General features: G+C 61.9%; 12 protein-coding genes. 7 read left to right on the top strand and 5 right to left on the bottom strand.

What is annotated here, in order from left to right; genetic code table 11:
- Positions 1-12 precede the first annotated feature (12 nt).
- Positions 13-1,482, top strand: coding sequence for a sensor histidine kinase (locus SBP01_RS12600; protein ID WP_275212456.1), 1,470 nt, complete (start codon positions 13-15; stop codon positions 1,480-1,482).
- A gap of 131 nt (positions 1,483-1,613) precedes the next feature.
- Here the strand turns inward: SBP01_RS12600 and SBP01_RS12595 are convergent, their stop codons facing one another.
- On the bottom strand, positions 1,614-1,862 hold the full coding sequence (locus tag SBP01_RS12595) for a WhiB family transcriptional regulator (RefSeq protein ID WP_003804966.1): 249 nt from the start codon (positions 1,860-1,862) through the stop codon (positions 1,614-1,616).
- A 440-nt stretch (positions 1,863-2,302) separates the two neighbouring features.
- Between SBP01_RS12595 and SBP01_RS12590 the strand changes: the two genes are divergently transcribed.
- Positions 2,303-2,674, top strand: a complete 372-nt coding sequence (locus tag SBP01_RS12590; protein WP_414004299.1) for a hypothetical protein — start codon at positions 2,303-2,305, stop codon at positions 2,672-2,674.
- A gap of 110 nt (positions 2,675-2,784) precedes the next feature.
- Here the strand turns inward: SBP01_RS12590 and SBP01_RS12585 are convergent, their stop codons facing one another.
- The gene (locus tag SBP01_RS12585; protein WP_320535995.1) at positions 2,785-6,729 is read right to left on the bottom strand and encodes an FtsK/SpoIIIE domain-containing protein; all 3,945 of its coding nucleotides are present in this window, start codon (positions 6,727-6,729) and stop codon (positions 2,785-2,787) included.
- A 250-nt stretch (positions 6,730-6,979) separates the two neighbouring features.
- Between SBP01_RS12585 and SBP01_RS12580 the strand changes: the two genes are divergently transcribed.
- The 5 genes from SBP01_RS12580 (at position 6,980) to SBP01_RS12560 (ending at position 12,501) form a co-directional block, all read left to right on the top strand.
- Positions 6,980-7,570, top strand: a complete 591-nt coding sequence (locus SBP01_RS12580) for an acyltransferase (protein WP_320535994.1) — start codon at positions 6,980-6,982, stop codon at positions 7,568-7,570.
- A gap of 131 nt (positions 7,571-7,701) precedes the next feature.
- Positions 7,702-8,889 (top strand): UDP-galactopyranose mutase, encoded by a 1,188-nt coding sequence (glf, locus tag SBP01_RS12575; RefSeq protein ID WP_320535993.1) that lies wholly within the window; start codon positions 7,702-7,704, stop codon positions 8,887-8,889.
- The gene (locus SBP01_RS12570; protein WP_320535992.1) at positions 8,886-10,880 is read left to right on the top strand and encodes a glycosyltransferase; all 1,995 of its coding nucleotides are present in this window, start codon (positions 8,886-8,888) and stop codon (positions 10,878-10,880) included. The genes glf and SBP01_RS12570 overlap by 4 nt, the downstream gene beginning before the upstream one ends.
- Positions 10,881-11,750 (top strand): ABC transporter permease, encoded by an 870-nt coding sequence (locus tag SBP01_RS12565; protein WP_320535991.1) that lies wholly within the window; start codon positions 10,881-10,883, stop codon positions 11,748-11,750.
- Between the two features lies 1 nt (position 11,751).
- Entirely contained in the window at positions 11,752-12,501 is a 750-nt protein-coding gene (locus SBP01_RS12560) for an ABC transporter ATP-binding protein (protein ID WP_320535990.1), read from the top strand.
- Between the two features lie 243 nt (positions 12,502-12,744).
- On the opposite strand, the gene SBP01_RS12555 is transcribed toward SBP01_RS12560, so the two are convergent.
- The 3 genes from SBP01_RS12555 to SBP01_RS12545 are packed head-to-tail and all read right to left on the bottom strand — an operon-like array spanning position 12,745 to position 16,096.
- On the bottom strand, positions 12,745-14,730 hold the full coding sequence (locus tag SBP01_RS12555; protein ID WP_320535989.1) for a DUF6541 family protein: 1,986 nt from the start codon (positions 14,728-14,730) through the stop codon (positions 12,745-12,747).
- Between the two features lie 8 nt (positions 14,731-14,738).
- The gene (gene rfbA / locus SBP01_RS12550) at positions 14,739-15,602 is read right to left on the bottom strand and encodes a glucose-1-phosphate thymidylyltransferase RfbA (RefSeq protein ID WP_320535988.1); all 864 of its coding nucleotides are present in this window, start codon (positions 15,600-15,602) and stop codon (positions 14,739-14,741) included.
- Between the two features lie 53 nt (positions 15,603-15,655).
- On the bottom strand, positions 15,656-16,096 hold the full coding sequence (locus SBP01_RS12545) for a hypothetical protein (protein WP_320535987.1): 441 nt from the start codon (positions 16,094-16,096) through the stop codon (positions 15,656-15,658).
- Between the last annotated feature and the right edge of the window lie 48 nt (positions 16,097-16,144).

The raw sequence follows: 16,144 nt of genomic DNA, 5'->3' as shown, positions 1-16,144 counted from the left end.
ACTGGAGGTGCAGTGGCAATCTTTACGGACCCTATCAGGGAACATGCTGATTTCGGGCCGGGCGATGCCGAATGGCTGCACCTCCTGGTGGGTGACTGGCAGATGGTTGCGGACCTGGCGTTCGCGGACCTGGCCCTGTGGTTCCCGCACCCGGACCATGGTTATGTTGCGCTCGCGCATGTGCGGCCCTCAACCACGCACACGGTGTTCCACGGTGACTTTGTGGGCGAACCTATCCGGGCCGACCTTCAGCCGCTGGTGGACAAGGCCTGGGCAAGCCGCGCCATCGAACGGTCCAGCGAGACCAACTGGAGCTCGGACATGGCGTTGCGGGTAGAGGCCGTGCCCATGGTCCGCAACGGCCGCACCCTGGCCGTGGTGACCACGCACATGGATCTGTCCAGTTCGCGGATGCCCTCCCGCCTGGAACTTACTTACCGCCAGTGTGCCTACGATCTTCTCCGGATGGGAACCCTGGGGCTGTGGCCGGACTTCGCGTCGCCTACGGGCTCGCGGCGCGGTGCTCCGCGCGTGGGGGACGGCCTGATCAGGCTCGATGCGGAGGGGATTGTGCAGTACGCGAGTCCTAATGGCGTATCGGCCTTCCGACGGCTCGGCGACGGGGAATCGCTTGAAGGAAGGTCACTGGCCGAAGTGACGGCGAGCCTGCTTAAGGACCGGCGCATGGTCGACGAAACGCTGCCGCTGGTGGTCACCGGGCGCATGCCGTGGCGGAGTGAGATTGAATCCCGGGGTGTGAGCCTGTCCTTGCGGGCCATTCCGCTGCGTGATGAACAGCAGCGGTTTGGTGCGCTGGTATTGTGCCGGGACGTCTCGGAACTGCGCCGCCGGGAGATGGAGCTGGTGACCAAGGACGCCACTATCCGCGAGATCCACCACCGGGTGAAGAACAACCTGCAGACGGTGGCGGCCCTGCTGCGGATGCAGTCGCGGCGGATGGTCAGCGATGAGGCCAAACAGGGGTTGGAACAGGCGATGCGCCGTGTGGCTACTATCGCCTTGGTCCATGAAACTCTTTCCCAGGGCCTGGCGCAGAGCGTGGACTTTGACGAGCTCATCGGCCGCCAGTTCAGGCTTTCGGCGGAGGTCGCGTCCCCTTCCCAGCAGGTCAAGACCGAGCGTGCCGGGCTATTCGGCGAACTGCCCAGCGATTTTGCCACGCCGCTGGCACTGGTGATTAACGAGCTGGTGACCAACGCCGTCGAGCATGGTCTGGAGGGGCGCACCGGAACGGTCTGGCTCATCGCGGACCGTTCCGAAGAGGAGGACGGTGAGGAACTGCTGACCGTGACCGTTGCCGACGACGGTGTGGGGCTGCCGGATACGCCTCACGTTGAGGGTCTGGGGCTGCAGATTGTGCGGACACTGGTCACCAGTGAGCTGGGCGGCACCATTCAGTGGCAACCCCGTGAGGGCGGCGGTACTGCTGTCCAGATCCGACTGAGCCTTGCGGCACGGTAAAGCTTTGAGTTAACGGCGATGGCCGCGACCCGGATTGGGTCGCGGCCATCGCTTTGCTCAAGCTAGCTGGTGCTTTTTCAAGGCAGGGCCCCTATTCCGGCGCCCGTATGCCTGTGCTTAATGTGTTGTGCCTAGGAAGCGCGGCGGGCCCTGGCGGCACGGCGCTTGAGGGCGCGGCGCTCGTCTTCGCTCATGCCGCCCCAGACGCCTGCGTCCTGGCCGGATTCGAGGGCCCACTGGAGGCAGGTGTCAACCACGGGGCAGCGACGGCAAACGCTTTTCGCTTCCTCAATCTGGAGGAGCGCCGGCCCTGTGTTTCCAACGGGGAAAAACAGTTCCGGGTCCTTGTCGAGGCACGCCGCGCGGTTACGCCAATCCATGCTGATCAGTTGCTCCAATTCTGGGAAAAGCCATTTGTGAAATTATTCACTAGGGGTTACAAAGGAAAAGGGCCCTGTGGGCCCCATCGGTCATCTTCATCAAGATTGTCATGTTAACGCTGTGTAAACAAGGGGTAATACAGCTTGAAATCCCCGGATTCCTGAGCGATACATCACATCCGTGTTGCCGACCCCCACCACTGTCCGACTATGTCGGGTAGGGTGCCAATGTGTCAAGAGCCCCCCGAGACCCCTTAGACCCGCTGCACGAACCCGACCACGGGAACGCAAGTTCGCCCGCCGGCGACAGGCTGGGACGCCGTGCCGGTGCAACTCCTGAGTCTTCCTCCGATACGGAATACCGAGGCACTCCCGAAGGTGTTCGAGGTGCGGCGCAGACGGGTTCCGCGCCATCCGTGCGGCCGGCCGGAATCCTGGTGATTGCAGTGATTGTCGCGGCAGAGGCCACAGCCCTTTTGGTTGCAGGGGGCTGGTATGCCTACGAGCTGGTGACGGGCGCGCCCGTACTTTCGTTCTGGGGCGCCATTTTCACTCTGGCCCTGTTGCTTGCCTTCTCGGCGTGGCTCTACTCAGTGGGACACTTCCTCTTCCGTGGGCGCCGGTGGACCAGGGCTGCTGCGCTGGTGGCCCAGCTGTTTGTCCTGACCATCGGCTTTCCCACGCTCTCCGCCGGGGTGGTGCTTGCCGGACTGGCGATGCTCGTGCCGGCGCTGACCGCCATTGTGCTGCTGTTCGATAAACGCGTCATCAGCTATGCATCCCGGACGGGCGGCTCGCCCCCCGCACTCTGAAGCCGTTTGGAAGTTGTTGTCCTGCCACCTTTGATGCTTCACGGGATTGTGTGGGGCGCTGTTGGCGGATTGTGGGTGAGCGCCCGTGGCGCGCACGTCTTAATCGGCGCTTAGCCCGGCGGTACCCAGCCAAGCTGGACGGGCACGGCGCGCCCGTTCTGGATGAGGACGCTGCGCCCCGGTGGAGGGTTTGGTTCTGCCTCAAACCGCACTCCGAAGAGGTCGCCGTCCAGGAACGTCCGCGGAGCGATCAGTACCCCAGTGCACTGGCTACGCGCGTGGAGTGCGAGGGGCACCCGTTGGGACAGTGTGGGGCTGAAACCTGCCGTTATGACCACAGTGATTCCGAGCATGTTCAGCTCCGCGAGTTGGCGGTTCACGTCGGACGGCAAGAGGTCCGCATCGTCCACCAAGGCCACGGATCCTTTAGCGAGACCGCCGGTCGAAGCCCGCTTGAGGATTTCAGGCCAATAGGCCGTCGGCGGGGTAGTCGATCCAGGTCTGAGCCAGGGACCCGCAGCGGGGTTGAGGGTCGGCAGCAGCCGGAGAAACGCTGATTTTCCGGACGCAGAGGCGCCCAGCACGGCCAGGACCCCGCCTGTAGGCGCCGTAACGGAGACCGGCTCGAGCTCGTCGCCGCCCACACCGATCAGGAGCAGCCCGGATTTTTGCCCGGCCTCGCCCGGCATCCCGTACGCCGTCAGGGCGGGCGCGTTATCCTGACCGGCTGTCCCGGCCTTCTTCAGCACGTAAGCCGCAGGAACCACCACTGGCAGTGGCTCAACGCGGAACGGCCTGCGGGAAACCGTAATCCTATGCCCGCCGCCTGGCCCCTCCACGTCGGGTCCGGCGCTGTAGAACTGGCAGACCGCTGTTTTTCCTGCCGACACTGTGCCCATCGCCACGGCCCGACCCGTGACGGACGGAGTCGCCGGCAGGTTCGGCCACGCAACCCGGCTCTCTTCGCTGGAACCGGCGGGGAAGTAGACCCGGCTGGGAATGGCGGCGAAGAATCTTGCGGTAACGAGTTCGCGTTGGCCGGAGATGATGACGGTGATTCCGGCCGTGCCGTCATCGCGAACAAGGTCGTGGACCAGATCCTCCGCCCACGCTAACGGTCCGGCACGAAAGGCCGACACCCAGGAACCCCAGGCTGAGATCACCAGCACGAGTGGCGTGGCGTCGGCAGCCGGATCGGCCAGTCTCCGCAATTGCTCCTTTGCCAGGCGCTCCACGATGCGCACGGCCCGGCGAAGCTCGTGCAGACCCGCTCTCGCTCCCACCCGGCAGTTCGAAGCGAGCCCTGCAAATGAACCGCCATGATCCAGGATGTACAGGTGTGATTCCCGCGGGTGGCAAGCGAGGCTACGAACGGCCAACCCGATTGCCTCAGCCGCACCTGATTCCGTTCCTCCCACCAGGGCCAGGTGCCCATGCCCGGCGGGTTCCCAGATCAGCGGCGCCGTCCTCTGTTCGGAAGGCAGGTCCATCAACCCGAGCCTGACTGACCAGCCGTTCCGTCTGGCGGAGTCCTGGTCCGGCGGGGCGGATTCCCAGGGCAGGACGCAGGGGAGCGGAGGAGAGACCGGTTTTCGGACCGGATCGCGATTCATGGCGTCCCACACGTCGGACAGTGCGGCGATTAGCGGCATGATTGCTTGCGCTGGTGTCCTTTCAGCGCCGGCGGCTGCTGGTTCGTCTCCCGTCGGAGGGCGGTCGATGTAGTCGGACGCCAAGTGCACCGAGAGCCTGGCGGGTGGTGACGTAATGCCTTCGGCAGTCAGGGAACCGGACTGGAACTCGATGGGAGACTCGGTGCCACGGGCCAGGTAGGCCCGCCCCGGATTATCCACGCTGATTCCGGCGGCGGCTTTTGAATTGATGATGTCCATCGACTCCATCTCCGACTGGACCCGCAAGGCGATGCTGGTGGTGACGTTGGCTCGGATGTCCGCTGTCAGTGCGCCCTGGGGTCGTTGTGTGGCCATAATGAGGTGTATCCCCAGTGAACGGCCAATGGCGGCAATTTTCATGAGTTCGTGCAGCGTCTCCGGGGCGTCCTCCACGAGCATGCGGAATTCGTCGATGACAATGACGAGGTGGGGGAGCGGCGACGCCAGCCCGGCCGGAGCCGCGCGGTAGGACGTCAGATCGGGTGCCTGCGCTGCTGCCAGAAGTTCTTCCCGGAATCTGATTTCGGCACCGAGCGACTGCAGGTACCGTTCAAGTTCGTGGCTGCTGAGATCGGTGAGCATGCCTACGCAGTGCGGCAGCCCGGTCAGGGGCCCCAAACCGGAGCCCCCTTTGAAGTCCACAAAAAGGAAGTTGACGCGGTCCGGCGGGTAGCTGAGAGCCAAAGCAACTGTCAGGCTGCGGAGCAGTTCAGACTTTCCCGAGCCCGTAGTTCCGGCAACCAAGAGATGCGGCCCGTCGGACTGGATGTCCAGGGCCTGCATGCCCCCCGTAGCTATCCCCAGAGGAACAACCAAACCGTGTCGACTTCCTAAGTTAGTCCAACGCCTTGCTACTTCGTCCGTGGAGGCTGGTAGAAGGTCCCATAATCGACAGGACATTGGGATGCTTTCGCTGGCCCTGCCCGGCTTGTCGGTATGTTTGGCAAGACGGCGGCAAAAGCCCTCGAATACGCCTGCGGGCGCAAGGTCCGGCAGGAATCGGATTCTTTCGGTTCCCGCGCTGAACTCGGAGCGGCGTTCACCCAATTGGATGTCGGCAGTGAAGGGGAGTTCGCCGTCGTTGTGGAAATGAATGACCTGCCACCCATGTTCCAGAGCCGTGTCGATGATCCCAGAGGTGTTCGAGGTGCCCAAAAGGACCAACACGCCATGCCGATGCGAGGGCCTGAACCCGCGCTGCAGCAGGGTCCTGGCGGCGGCGGGCCGGCTGGCCAAGGTTACGTTGTTGAGGAAACGCGCTGCGAGGGGCATGCGGTCCACGATTCCGTGGACCACGATGCGGCTATCGCTGCCGAGCGGGTAGCCGGCGAACTGCATGAGGAAGGAACGCGCCAGGCCATCCGCTAAGTCGCCAGGCCCGCTGATGCTCGTGAGCGGACGTGCAGGGTCGAGCGTGACCGGTAACATGCCTCCTGACGGGATGACACGGGCCGGATCCGGCGGCTCGAATGTGAGGTTGGCTGGTTGGACGGCTTGCCCCAGTCTCAGCCAGACACCGCTGCTTGAGTCGCGAGCATCCCGGTTCCTGCCTTTGCCACCGCCGATGGTGAGGGCGGACAGCGCCGGCGCGGCCCGCCGTCGTCGGCTCTGGTCTTTAGAGACAGCGGAGCAGACGGCCGCAGCGAGTTCGCGGCGCTGCCTGCGCCCGCCGATCACAGGCACCAGGACGGACACCGCGGAGACAGCGGTAAAGGCCAGGAACATCCACATTCCGGTGATGGCGGCAAGGCCTACACCAAGGAGTACGGGAAGGATGGCGGTCAGCAGGAGCGCCGCGCGGTTCGCCGGGTCCACAGGCCGGCGGAGGATAATCGGCTCCCGGACGTCAGCCCCTGCGTCATGCAGTTGGTTGTCGGGCTGCTCCAGGAGGACCAGCGACATGGTTGAGTTGCCGCACCGGATGGTGGAGTTGGTGGTGATGATGGCGTTCCTCTGGCGCGCGCCGTCCACTTCGGTGCCGTTGGCGCTGCCCAGATCCTCAATCATGATGGTGGTTTCGGTTACCACGAGGCGTGCATGCGCACGCGACATGTCGGGGTCGGGAATGACAATGTCGGCATCGTTGCGGCCAATGGTATAGCTGCCGCGCCGGAGCGGAACCACAAGGCCGGCCCCGGCGCCGCTATGCACAGCCAGTGCCAGGGAAGCCGGGGGTTCCGGCGGACGCTGCCTCGGGCGGCGGGCAGTCGTTCCGGCCGCATCGACCAGGATGGCGCCGTTGACCAGCGGCGGAAGCCCGAGCTGGAGCGAGCTCAGCTCCTGGTCATCGATGGAGACGCTGCCCGCGCCGAACGTGGACGTCAGTTCCTTCTGCAAGTCGGCCCCGGCCGCACCGTCCGGGCCCTCGATGGTGAGTTCCACGGGTGATTCCCGCAGGGCTGCCCGCGGACTTCGAACGAGTGTGCAGTGCAGGGGCATGATGTGAAAGTCCTAACGCTCAACGTGATTCCAAGCTAGCCATCGGGCGGCCAAGTGTCGCGGGAGGCGTTGCCGTATGTGGAAAAGCGCACGGGCTCCGTGGGGGCCTGTCACGGCAGGTACAGCTCGGTTAGAGTCAGTGGAACCACGCCTTACGCCGTTGCCGAGCAGCCCCAGCAGAAGGAGCGTCACTGTGATTTCAGTGGAAGCAAGCGCCGATGTTTCGGAAGACGCAGCCATCGGTCAGGGGGCGAAAATCTGGCATCTTGCGCAGGTCCGTGAAGGGGCGTCGCTGGGGGAGAACTGCATCATTGGCCGCGGCGCCTACATCGGCCCCGGCGTAAAGCTCGGCGACAACTGCAAGGTGCAGAATTACGCCCTGGTGTACGAACCTGCAGTCCTTGGCGTCGGGGTATTCATCGGGCCTGCCGTGGTGTTGACGAACGACGTTTTTCCCCGCGCGATCACGTCCGACGGGACGCTCAAAACCGAGGACGACTGGGACAAAGTGGGTGTCACGATCAACGCGGGCGCAGCCATCGGCGCCCGTGCAGTGTGCATTGCGCCGGTGACCATCGGCTCCTGGGCAACAGTGGCGGCCGGGGCAGTGGTGACGCGCGACGTGCCGGACTTCGCACTGGTGGCAGGCGTCCCCGCCAAGCGCATTGGCTGGGTGGGCAAAGCTGGACTGCCGCTGCGCGCGGACAACGGGACGTGGGTGTGCCCGCAAACGGGGAGCCGATATGGGGAGCACGACGGCGGCCTCCGCGAGCTGAGCGATTAGGCGGCGGCTTGGCCCTGCTTGGGTATCGGGGCGGCCTCCCCGGATTAGTAGGTCACGATGGGGTCTCGGGTAGGCTGGTTTAGCAGACAATGCGCACCATTGGGCTGCCCGCATTCGAACCAGGAGATTTTGTGACCGCTGACCTCGTCATCGTAGGGTCCGGCTTTTTCGGCCTGACAATCGCAGAACAGGCCGCCACCGAGCTCGGCTTGAAGGTGGTTGTTCTCGACCGCCGCCACCATATTGGTGGAAACGCCTACAGCGAGAAGGAAGAGCAGACGGGAATCGAAGTGCACCGTTACGGTGCGCACCTTTTCCACACCTCGAACGAACGAGTGTGGGATTACGTGAACCGTTTCACCACCTTCACAAACTACGTCCACAAGGTTTACGGCGTGCATAAAGGCGAGGTTTACTCGCTGCCCATCAACCTGGCCACGATCAATCAGTTTTTCCGCGCGAACATGACCCCGGGCCAGGCGCAGGAACTGATCAGGGAGCAGGCGGGCGAGCTCGCCGGAACCGATCCACAGAACCTGAACGACAAGGGCATCCAGCTGATCGGCCGGCCGCTGTACGAAGCGTTCATCAAGCACTACACCGGCAAGCAGTGGCAGACCGATCCGAAGGACCTGCCCGCCGGCATCATCTCGCGACTGCCGGTCCGCTATAACTACGACAACCGGTACTTCAACGACAAGTACGAGGGCCTTCCCACCAACGGCTACACGGCGTGGATCGAAAAGATGGCGGAACACCCGAACATCGAAGTACGTCTGAATACTGACTTCTTCGACGAATCGCACGAGTACAGCAAGAACAAGGTTGTCGGCAACATCCCAGTCATCTACACCGGTCCGGTTGACCGTTACTTCGACTTCGCCGAAGGTGATCTCTCCTGGCGCACCATCGACTTCGAAGAAGAGGTTCTCGACGTCGGCGACTTCCAGGGAACGTCCGTGGTCAACTACAACGACGATGACGTGGCTTACACGCGCATCATTGAGCCGCGCCACTTCCACCCCGAGCGCGAGTACCAGGCGGAAAAGACCGTCATCATGCGCGAATTCTCCCGCGCCGCCGAGAAGGGCGATGAGCCGTACTACCCGATCAACACGGCAGCGGACCGGGAACGGCTGCTCAAGTACCGTGACCTAGCAGCCGCAGAGAAGGATGTCCTGTTCGGCGGCCGGCTCGGCACGTACAAATACCTGGACATGCACATGGCCATCGGCTCGGCATTGAGTATGTTCGACAACAAAATCCGTCCGCACTTCGAAAGCGGCGCCAAACTGGAAAGCGGAGGAGTGGACGCATGAGTGCCGCGACAGAGACAACAACCGGCTATAACCCGATTCAGCGGGTCATCCTGCCCTCGGCGGATCAGGCCGACACCGTGCCCCTCTACGTCGATGCTGGTACGGCCAGCGGCATCCGGCTCCGCGAGAACGATGAATTCGCGCGCACGCCGAAGCTGCTCGAAGACAAGCTTCAAATGTTTAGCTCGCAGAGCCGCGAGGCACACTTCGAAGACCTCCTGGGCCGGCACTCGATGCGGGTGCGCTCGGGCGAGCAGGTTTCCTTCGGAAGCTACTTCAACGCCTTCCCGGCCAGCTACTGGCGCAGGTGGACGTCGGTGCGGGACGTCCGCCTAGTTGTCGAGACGAGCGGCCCGGGAACCGTCACTGTATATAAGTCCAACGCTCGCGGCTCGGTACAGCGCGTCGACGGCAGACACGTCGACGGTGAGGCAACCTCCACTTTTGACTTGTCTCTGACACCCTTCGGTGACGGCGGCTGGTACTGGTTTGACTTGGCAGCCAGCACGGATGACTTGATTCTCAGGAACGGTGAGTGGGAGACGGCGGCAGGCCCGTCCACCAAGGGTCAGGTCACCGTCGAAATCACCACCATGAACAAGCCGGATTTCTGCCTGAACAACGCTCGCATCCTGGCCGCGAACCCGGACGTCCTTGAGAATGTCAAAGAAATCCTTATCGTTGACCAGGGCACGCAGAAAGTTGAGGACCAGCCGGGCTTCGCGGAGGTCAGGGACGCCCTCGGGGGTAAGCTACGCATCATCAACCAGGCCAACCTCGGCGGTTCCGGCGGCTTCGCCCGCGGCATGTTCGAGGCCGTGGAGAACGGAAGTGACTACGCACTGCTGCTGGATGACGACATCGTAGTTGAACCGGAAAGCATCGTGCGGCTGCTCACGTTCGCCGACCACTGCCGCAAGCCCACCATCGTCGGCGGCCACATGTTCGATCTCTACAACCGCAGCATCCTGCACACCTTCGGCGAGGTCGTCGACCCGTACCGGATCGTCCCGGCCCTGCCACACGCCGACATGGAGACACGGCACGATTTCAGCGTCTCAAACCTGCGGCAGACACCATGGCTGCACCGTCGGGTGGACGTGGACTACAACGGTTGGTGGATGTGCCTGATCCCAACGACCGTGATTAAGGAAATCGGACTGTCCCTTCCGCTCTTCATTAAATGGGACGACGCCGAGTATGGACTTCGCGCGAGGGAGGCCGGGTTCGCTACCGTTTCACTCCCCGGTGCCGCCGTCTGGCATGTGTCCTGGATCGACAAGGACGACCTCGTCGGCTGGCAGGCATACTTCCACGCACGCAACCGGCTGATCACAACGCTGATCCACAGCCCGTACCCCAAGGGCGGCCGGGTACTGCGGGAATCGTTCCAGTCGGACGTCAAGCACCTGGTGTCGATGCAGTACTTCACTGAGCACGGCCGGATCGACGCGCTGCGCGACCTCCTGAACGGCCCGGACGATCTGCACAAGGTTTTGGGAACTAAGCTGCCGGAGATCAACTCCCTCAAGGCACAGTACCCGGACGCGCAACTGAAGGAAGACGTGGATGACTTCCCGGCACCGAAACTGGGCCGTGGACCCATGGGCGGCACCGTCGTCGGGCTACCAAGCAAGAAGCAGTTGATTCCTTGGGGAATCAAGACGGTGGCCCGCCAGCTCATCAAGGCGCCGGGGCCCGAAAGCGCCGAAAGGCCCCAGGGATATCTAGCCCACCGGGATAACCGCTGGTACCGGGTGGCGCACTATGACAGTGTCGTAGTCACAAACGCAGAGGGCACGGGAGCGTCGTGGTACCAGCGCGACCCGAAAAAGCTGAAATCGATGCTTACGGAAGCGGCCAAGTTGCATGCAAAGTTGTTCCGTGAGTGGGACAGCTTGGCCGAGCAGTACCGCCGTGCCGTGGCGGAAATCAGCTCAATCGACGCCTGGAAGAAGACATTTGAGATGCATTCGCAGGACGGCCGCTAGATGGCGGGTCAGGCCGACCAGCTCGTTAAACCCGGAAGTGGGCGCGGCCTTCTCGACGTGTTCAGCTACCGGTTCCTGCTGAAGCTGCTGGTACGCAAGGAAATCAAGGTGCGCTACCGGGGCTCGGTGCTCGGGTTGCTCTGGTCGTACGTCAAGCCGTTGGTGCAGTTTCTTATTTACTTCGTGGCGCTGGGCATCTTCCTCAACCTCCAGCGGGGCACGCCCAACTATGCGATCTACCTGTTCGCAGGCATCGTCCTGGTCAACTTCTTCACCGAGTCGCTGTCCAACGCCACACGCTCGATCGTTGACAACCGCGATCTGATCCGGAAGATCTACCTGCCTCGGGAGCTGTTCCCGGTCTCCACAGTCTGGGTGTCGGCGGCCCATTTCCTGCCGCAGCTGCTGGTCCTGATCGGCGCCTGCCTCGTGGTGGGATGGACGCCGTCGATCCTGCAGCTGGCAGCCGTGGTTCTGATCTTCATCATGGTTGCGGTTCTCGCCACCGGCCTAGGCCTGATGTTTGGGGCGGTCAACGTTTACTTCCGCGATTCCGAGAATATCGTGGACATGATCGTTATGATCGTGACTTGGGCGTCGCCGGTCCTGTACGTCTGGTCGATGGTCGAGCGCGTAATGGGGCCATGGTATTGGCTCTACCAGTTGAACCCGATGACGGTCGCGGTCGAGGTAATCCACTGGGCTTTCTGGGAGCCGACCCTCAAAGCCGACCAGCTCGTGTCCGATTCCATGCCGCCCGACCTGCTGACGCTGTGGCTCCCCGTCGCCATGTTGTTAACGCTCTTTGTGCTGTTTCTCGGACAGCTGACGTTCCGCCGGCTTGCCGTCCACTTTGCACAGGAGCTCTAAGATGACAGCCCATGGACACGTCGCGATCAGCTGCGAAAGCCTCCGGAAACAGTTTGTGCTGCGTCACACGCGGTCCCTGAAGGAAGCACTGGTGTGGCTCGTGAAGGGACGCAAGGGGGACCTGTCCAAGAAGTTTCTGGCGCTTAAGGACGTCTCACTCGAGGTCAAGCAGGGTGAAACGGTCGCCCTGCTGGGGCTAAATGGCTCCGGCAAGTCGACCCTCCTGAAACTGATCTCCGGCGTGCTGCAGCCCGACGGCGGGACCGTGCGGACCAGGGGCCGCGTTGCTGGCCTGATCGAAGTTGGCGCCGGCTTCCATCACGACCTTAGCGGCCGCGACAACGTCTATCTTAACGGCGCGATCCTCGGCATGACAGAGAAGCAGATCGATGAGAAGTTCGACTCCATCGTGGAATTCTCCGAAATTGGGGAGTTTATCGACACCGAGGTGAAGTTCTACTCCTCCGGCATGTATCTGCGACTCGCGTTCTCCATCGCGGTGCACACCGACCCCGAGGTCTTCCTCATCGACGAAATCCTCGCAGTGGGAGACGAGCCGTTCCAGCGCAAATGCATAGCCAAGATCAAAGAACTCGCAGATAAGGGCAAGACGCTGTTCGTCGTCAGCCATGACCTGGACCTGGTCGCGACCGTCTGCGAACGCGGCGTCCTGCTCGAACATGGCGAAATCGTCATGGATGGCGAAGTCCACCACGTCGTAGCTGAACTTCGCAGTCGGACGGCCGCTTAGAGTTCATATTCCTATGGAATTCAGTGGTCGTGGCAGATTCGGGAGCCCTTGGGGACACCATGGCTCTCGGGCCGTGCCCAGACTCCGACGGCGAGGCCCAGCATCGCGAGGCGTGTCGGGAGGACACACTAAAGGGCGTAGTTCCTGGTGTTTGAAGCGTTTCACGGTTTCTCATTGGATCCCGAAGATCAGGGGCAGGAATCGACCAGCGGGAGCCCTCCGGTCAACCCCTCCTTTCCCTGCTCAGTTGTCGCAGGCAGATATCCTGTACAGCCGGGCCTCCCCCTGGCGGTCCACGAGCTGTACACCCGGGTTGCGATCCAGGTCCTTGAGCCCCTGTGGAGTGTGATTTCCGCCGTGAATTTCCTTGGAACCAAAGTCGAGGACGTAAAACGCGTCTTCGTCCCGCACCGCGTCACATACTTCGGGGTCAGACGACACCATGCCGAGGTCTTGGTAAATAGTCTGCACTTCGGGCGAAACGTAACTCAGGATGTGCATTTGGGCAGACTTCCGGTCGCCGAGAGCATACGATAGCGCTGCGCCAGTATAAGGGTTTCCTAGAAGGATGCTGTCGGCAGGAACAGTCTTGGGGAGCCTGCGCATCAGTGTCATCTCGTCTGTCGACACCAGCGGTGACTCTTCAGTGAGTGCGTAGTGCGTAGCCGCCTGGTTAGCCTCCTGCTGGAGCCCACCTTGCTGCCCCAGAGCAATGGCTGCTACCAAGAGAATGCCAAATCCAGCTGCACGGCGGGAAAGCCATCCTCCGCTGGAATTGAGCCGGATAAACCTCCCAAGGAAGTTATGCGTGGGGCGTTGCCACAGTCGGTTCCGTAGTCGCCCGTCCGCCCAGGCCACTCCTATTGAGGCTAAGAGCACCCCGGAGACAGGGAGGAGGGCTGCGACGCGGTAACTGTCGTTGTACCAGACGCCTGCCAGGAAGTCTCTGAAGGGTGAAATCGGGAAACCTGCCACGACAACGAAAATCGCTGAGAAGATGACAAAAGCGGCGCCTGCCCAAGCGAAATTTTGCGGCCGCCTGAAGCAGGCCCAGAGACCGAGGAGTGCCAAAGGTGCCACCAGCCAAGCAGGGGCAAGTCCCATCGGTGACAGGAAGAGAGCTTCGCCCAACGACTGGGGGACCGTATGGTATGGCCCCCAGAAGGACGCCTCCTCCGGGGGCCTAAGGAACAGCCAGAGAACCACGACCACCAAAAAGTAACCGATGAAACCGGCCAAGGTCACGTTGACTCGGCGGCGAATTTTCGTCCGGTCACTCCACAGCCCGGGAACCATCTGACAGGCGTTGTATGCCACCATCGGCAGCGTCCACAAGAGCCACGCCATGAACGTCGTCGGATGGGCTACCGCTAGACCACACAGGGTCAACAGCAGCGCAAGGATCATGGGTAGACCTGATCCTTTGCCTGCTTTTGCTACGCCCAGGATTCGGGCAGCGAGGGCGATGCCTGCAGGAAGAACGCTGATCGCGAGCAGATTCGGGTAAAGAACGCCGAAGTCCATCATGAGGAGGGGAAACGCCCCTAAGGAGGCACAAGCAACGCCCGCGGTCAGCGTGGCAGACGTACAGCGGCCGGCAATCCACGTTGTCATTAGGATGCAACTCAAGGGCCAGAAGACAGATGCCAGAATGATGCTTGTGATATTCACCGCGACGGGAACGTCGGCACCTGTCGACGAGGCAACAAACGTGGCCACAGCGTTCCATCCTGCCGGATAGAAGCCACCCCCCGTCATGCTCCCAATGGTTAGGGAGGAGGCTTGCCCCGTATCCAGGGCGAACCGGACCGAGTTGAGGTGGAAAACGGCGTCGTAGGTCTGAGAAATCGACTCTGGCGTCCCAATGGCTTGGAAGGTCCTCCGCGCGATCAGCACGCAGGCGACGGCGAATGCAGCAAAGGGCACTACCTGTCGCCACCGCGAGGGCAATACTGTGCCGGGTGGCGTATGAACCAGCGGAATGAATTTAGTCACCCCGAGCCCTATACCTGCGAGCACGACTGTGGTGGCCGCTATTTGCAGCGGGCCAAAACGTAAGCCTAGGAAAGGCATCGTCGTCGACGCTACAACGAGGACGCCGACCGACAGTGCGGGCGCAAGAGCGAAGGCGTCAAAAGACCTAAAACGCAGGGATAGTGCGACGACTAGACCAGGGGCCAGCAAAAGGACGGCAGCGAGAAGAATCTGCGGAAGGACCGACAACCACATCTGGCCTACTACGGCTCCAGCAGTCCAAGAAGGTATGCTCCATACCCGCTCTTAACCAGGGGTTCGGCCCGTTGCCGGAGTTCATCGTCGTTGAGAAACCCATTACGCCAAGCGATCTCTTCCGGGGCGCCGATTTTCAGGCCCTGGCGGTTTTCTACTGTGCGTATGAAGTTTGAAGCATCGTTGAGATCGTTGAAAGTTCCGGTGTCCAGCCAAGCTGTGCCACGGGGCAGAATCTCAACGCGTAGCTTACCGGCCTCCAGATATGTGCGGTTGACATCGGTAATTTCGAGTTCACCCCGGGATGAAGGCTTGAGATTCTTGGAGATCTCCACGACGTCATTGTCGTAAAAGTAGAGTCCGGGCACCGCATAGTGCGATTTTGGCATCGCTGGCTTCTCTTCGAGTGAGATGGCCTTTCCCTCGCCGTCGAATTCGACGACGCCATAAGCCTTCGGGTCTTTGACCCAGTATCCGAAGACGGCGCCGCCGTCTATTTCGGCGTGCTTGCGGAGTTGCGTGCCCATTCCCTGGCCGTAGAAGATGTTGTCTCCAAGCACCAGAGCGACAGTTTCACCGCCAATGTGCTGTTCACCAAGAATGAATGCCTGCGCGAGACCGTCCGGTGAAGGTTGCTGGACGTAGGTGAGACTGATACCAAACTGTGAGCCGTCACCCAACAACCGCTGGAACTGCTCTGCGTCGTGGGGAGTCGTAATCACCAGGATGTCCCGGATTCCCGCGAGGATCAGCGTTGAAAGGGGGTAGTAGATCATCGGCTTGTCATATACAGGGACCAGTTGCTTGCTGATTCCATGTGTAATGGGATGAAGACGAGAGCCGGTCCCCCCGGCAAGAATAATTCCGCGCATGGACTCTATCCTTCCTTACGGCCGGTACTCAGCCAAACCGGGGCCTTGGGGGATCATGTACCGGGCTTCTTGCCGGTGAGCCCGCGTAGGCCATCTTTGACGCCCGCCAAGGCAGCAGTGAGCCTTGCACGCCGGCCAGGCGCGAGCATGGTCACAATAGCCAAGTGGCGTAAATCGGCAAAGCACCCTGCGGTAACCCAGGCAGGATGGCGGCGTGCATAATTGCGGCTGACCAGAAGCCGGTTCCTGAAGATGTAGTAGTACCTCCAGGAAGCCGCGATACGTACTTTGAGCGGTTGCCCGCCGAGGCGGATGCTTTGGCCGCCTATCCGGGCTTCAACGAAAGTTCCCAGTGAATGATCAAATTCCGCATCCGCGAGAACTGTAGGCCAGCCGGCATCTGTGGCGCGGAGGTAGTACTCGGTGTCGACCAGGTCGATGAAGAGTTCTTCGCGGAAGTCGCCAAGATCACTCAGGGCGTCCGTGGTGATCATTAGTCCGGATTGGATGGGTTCCTTAGCGAGCGCTATTCCGTTATGTGA

Origin of the sequence: Pseudarthrobacter sp. IC2-21 (assembly GCF_034048115.1) — a bacterium.
GTDB classification, from domain to species: domain Bacteria; phylum Actinomycetota; class Actinomycetes; order Actinomycetales; family Micrococcaceae; genus Arthrobacter; species Arthrobacter naphthalenicus.
The sequence above is the reverse complement of the archived record's forward strand: the minus strand, read 5'-3'. Positions and strand labels throughout refer to the sequence as shown.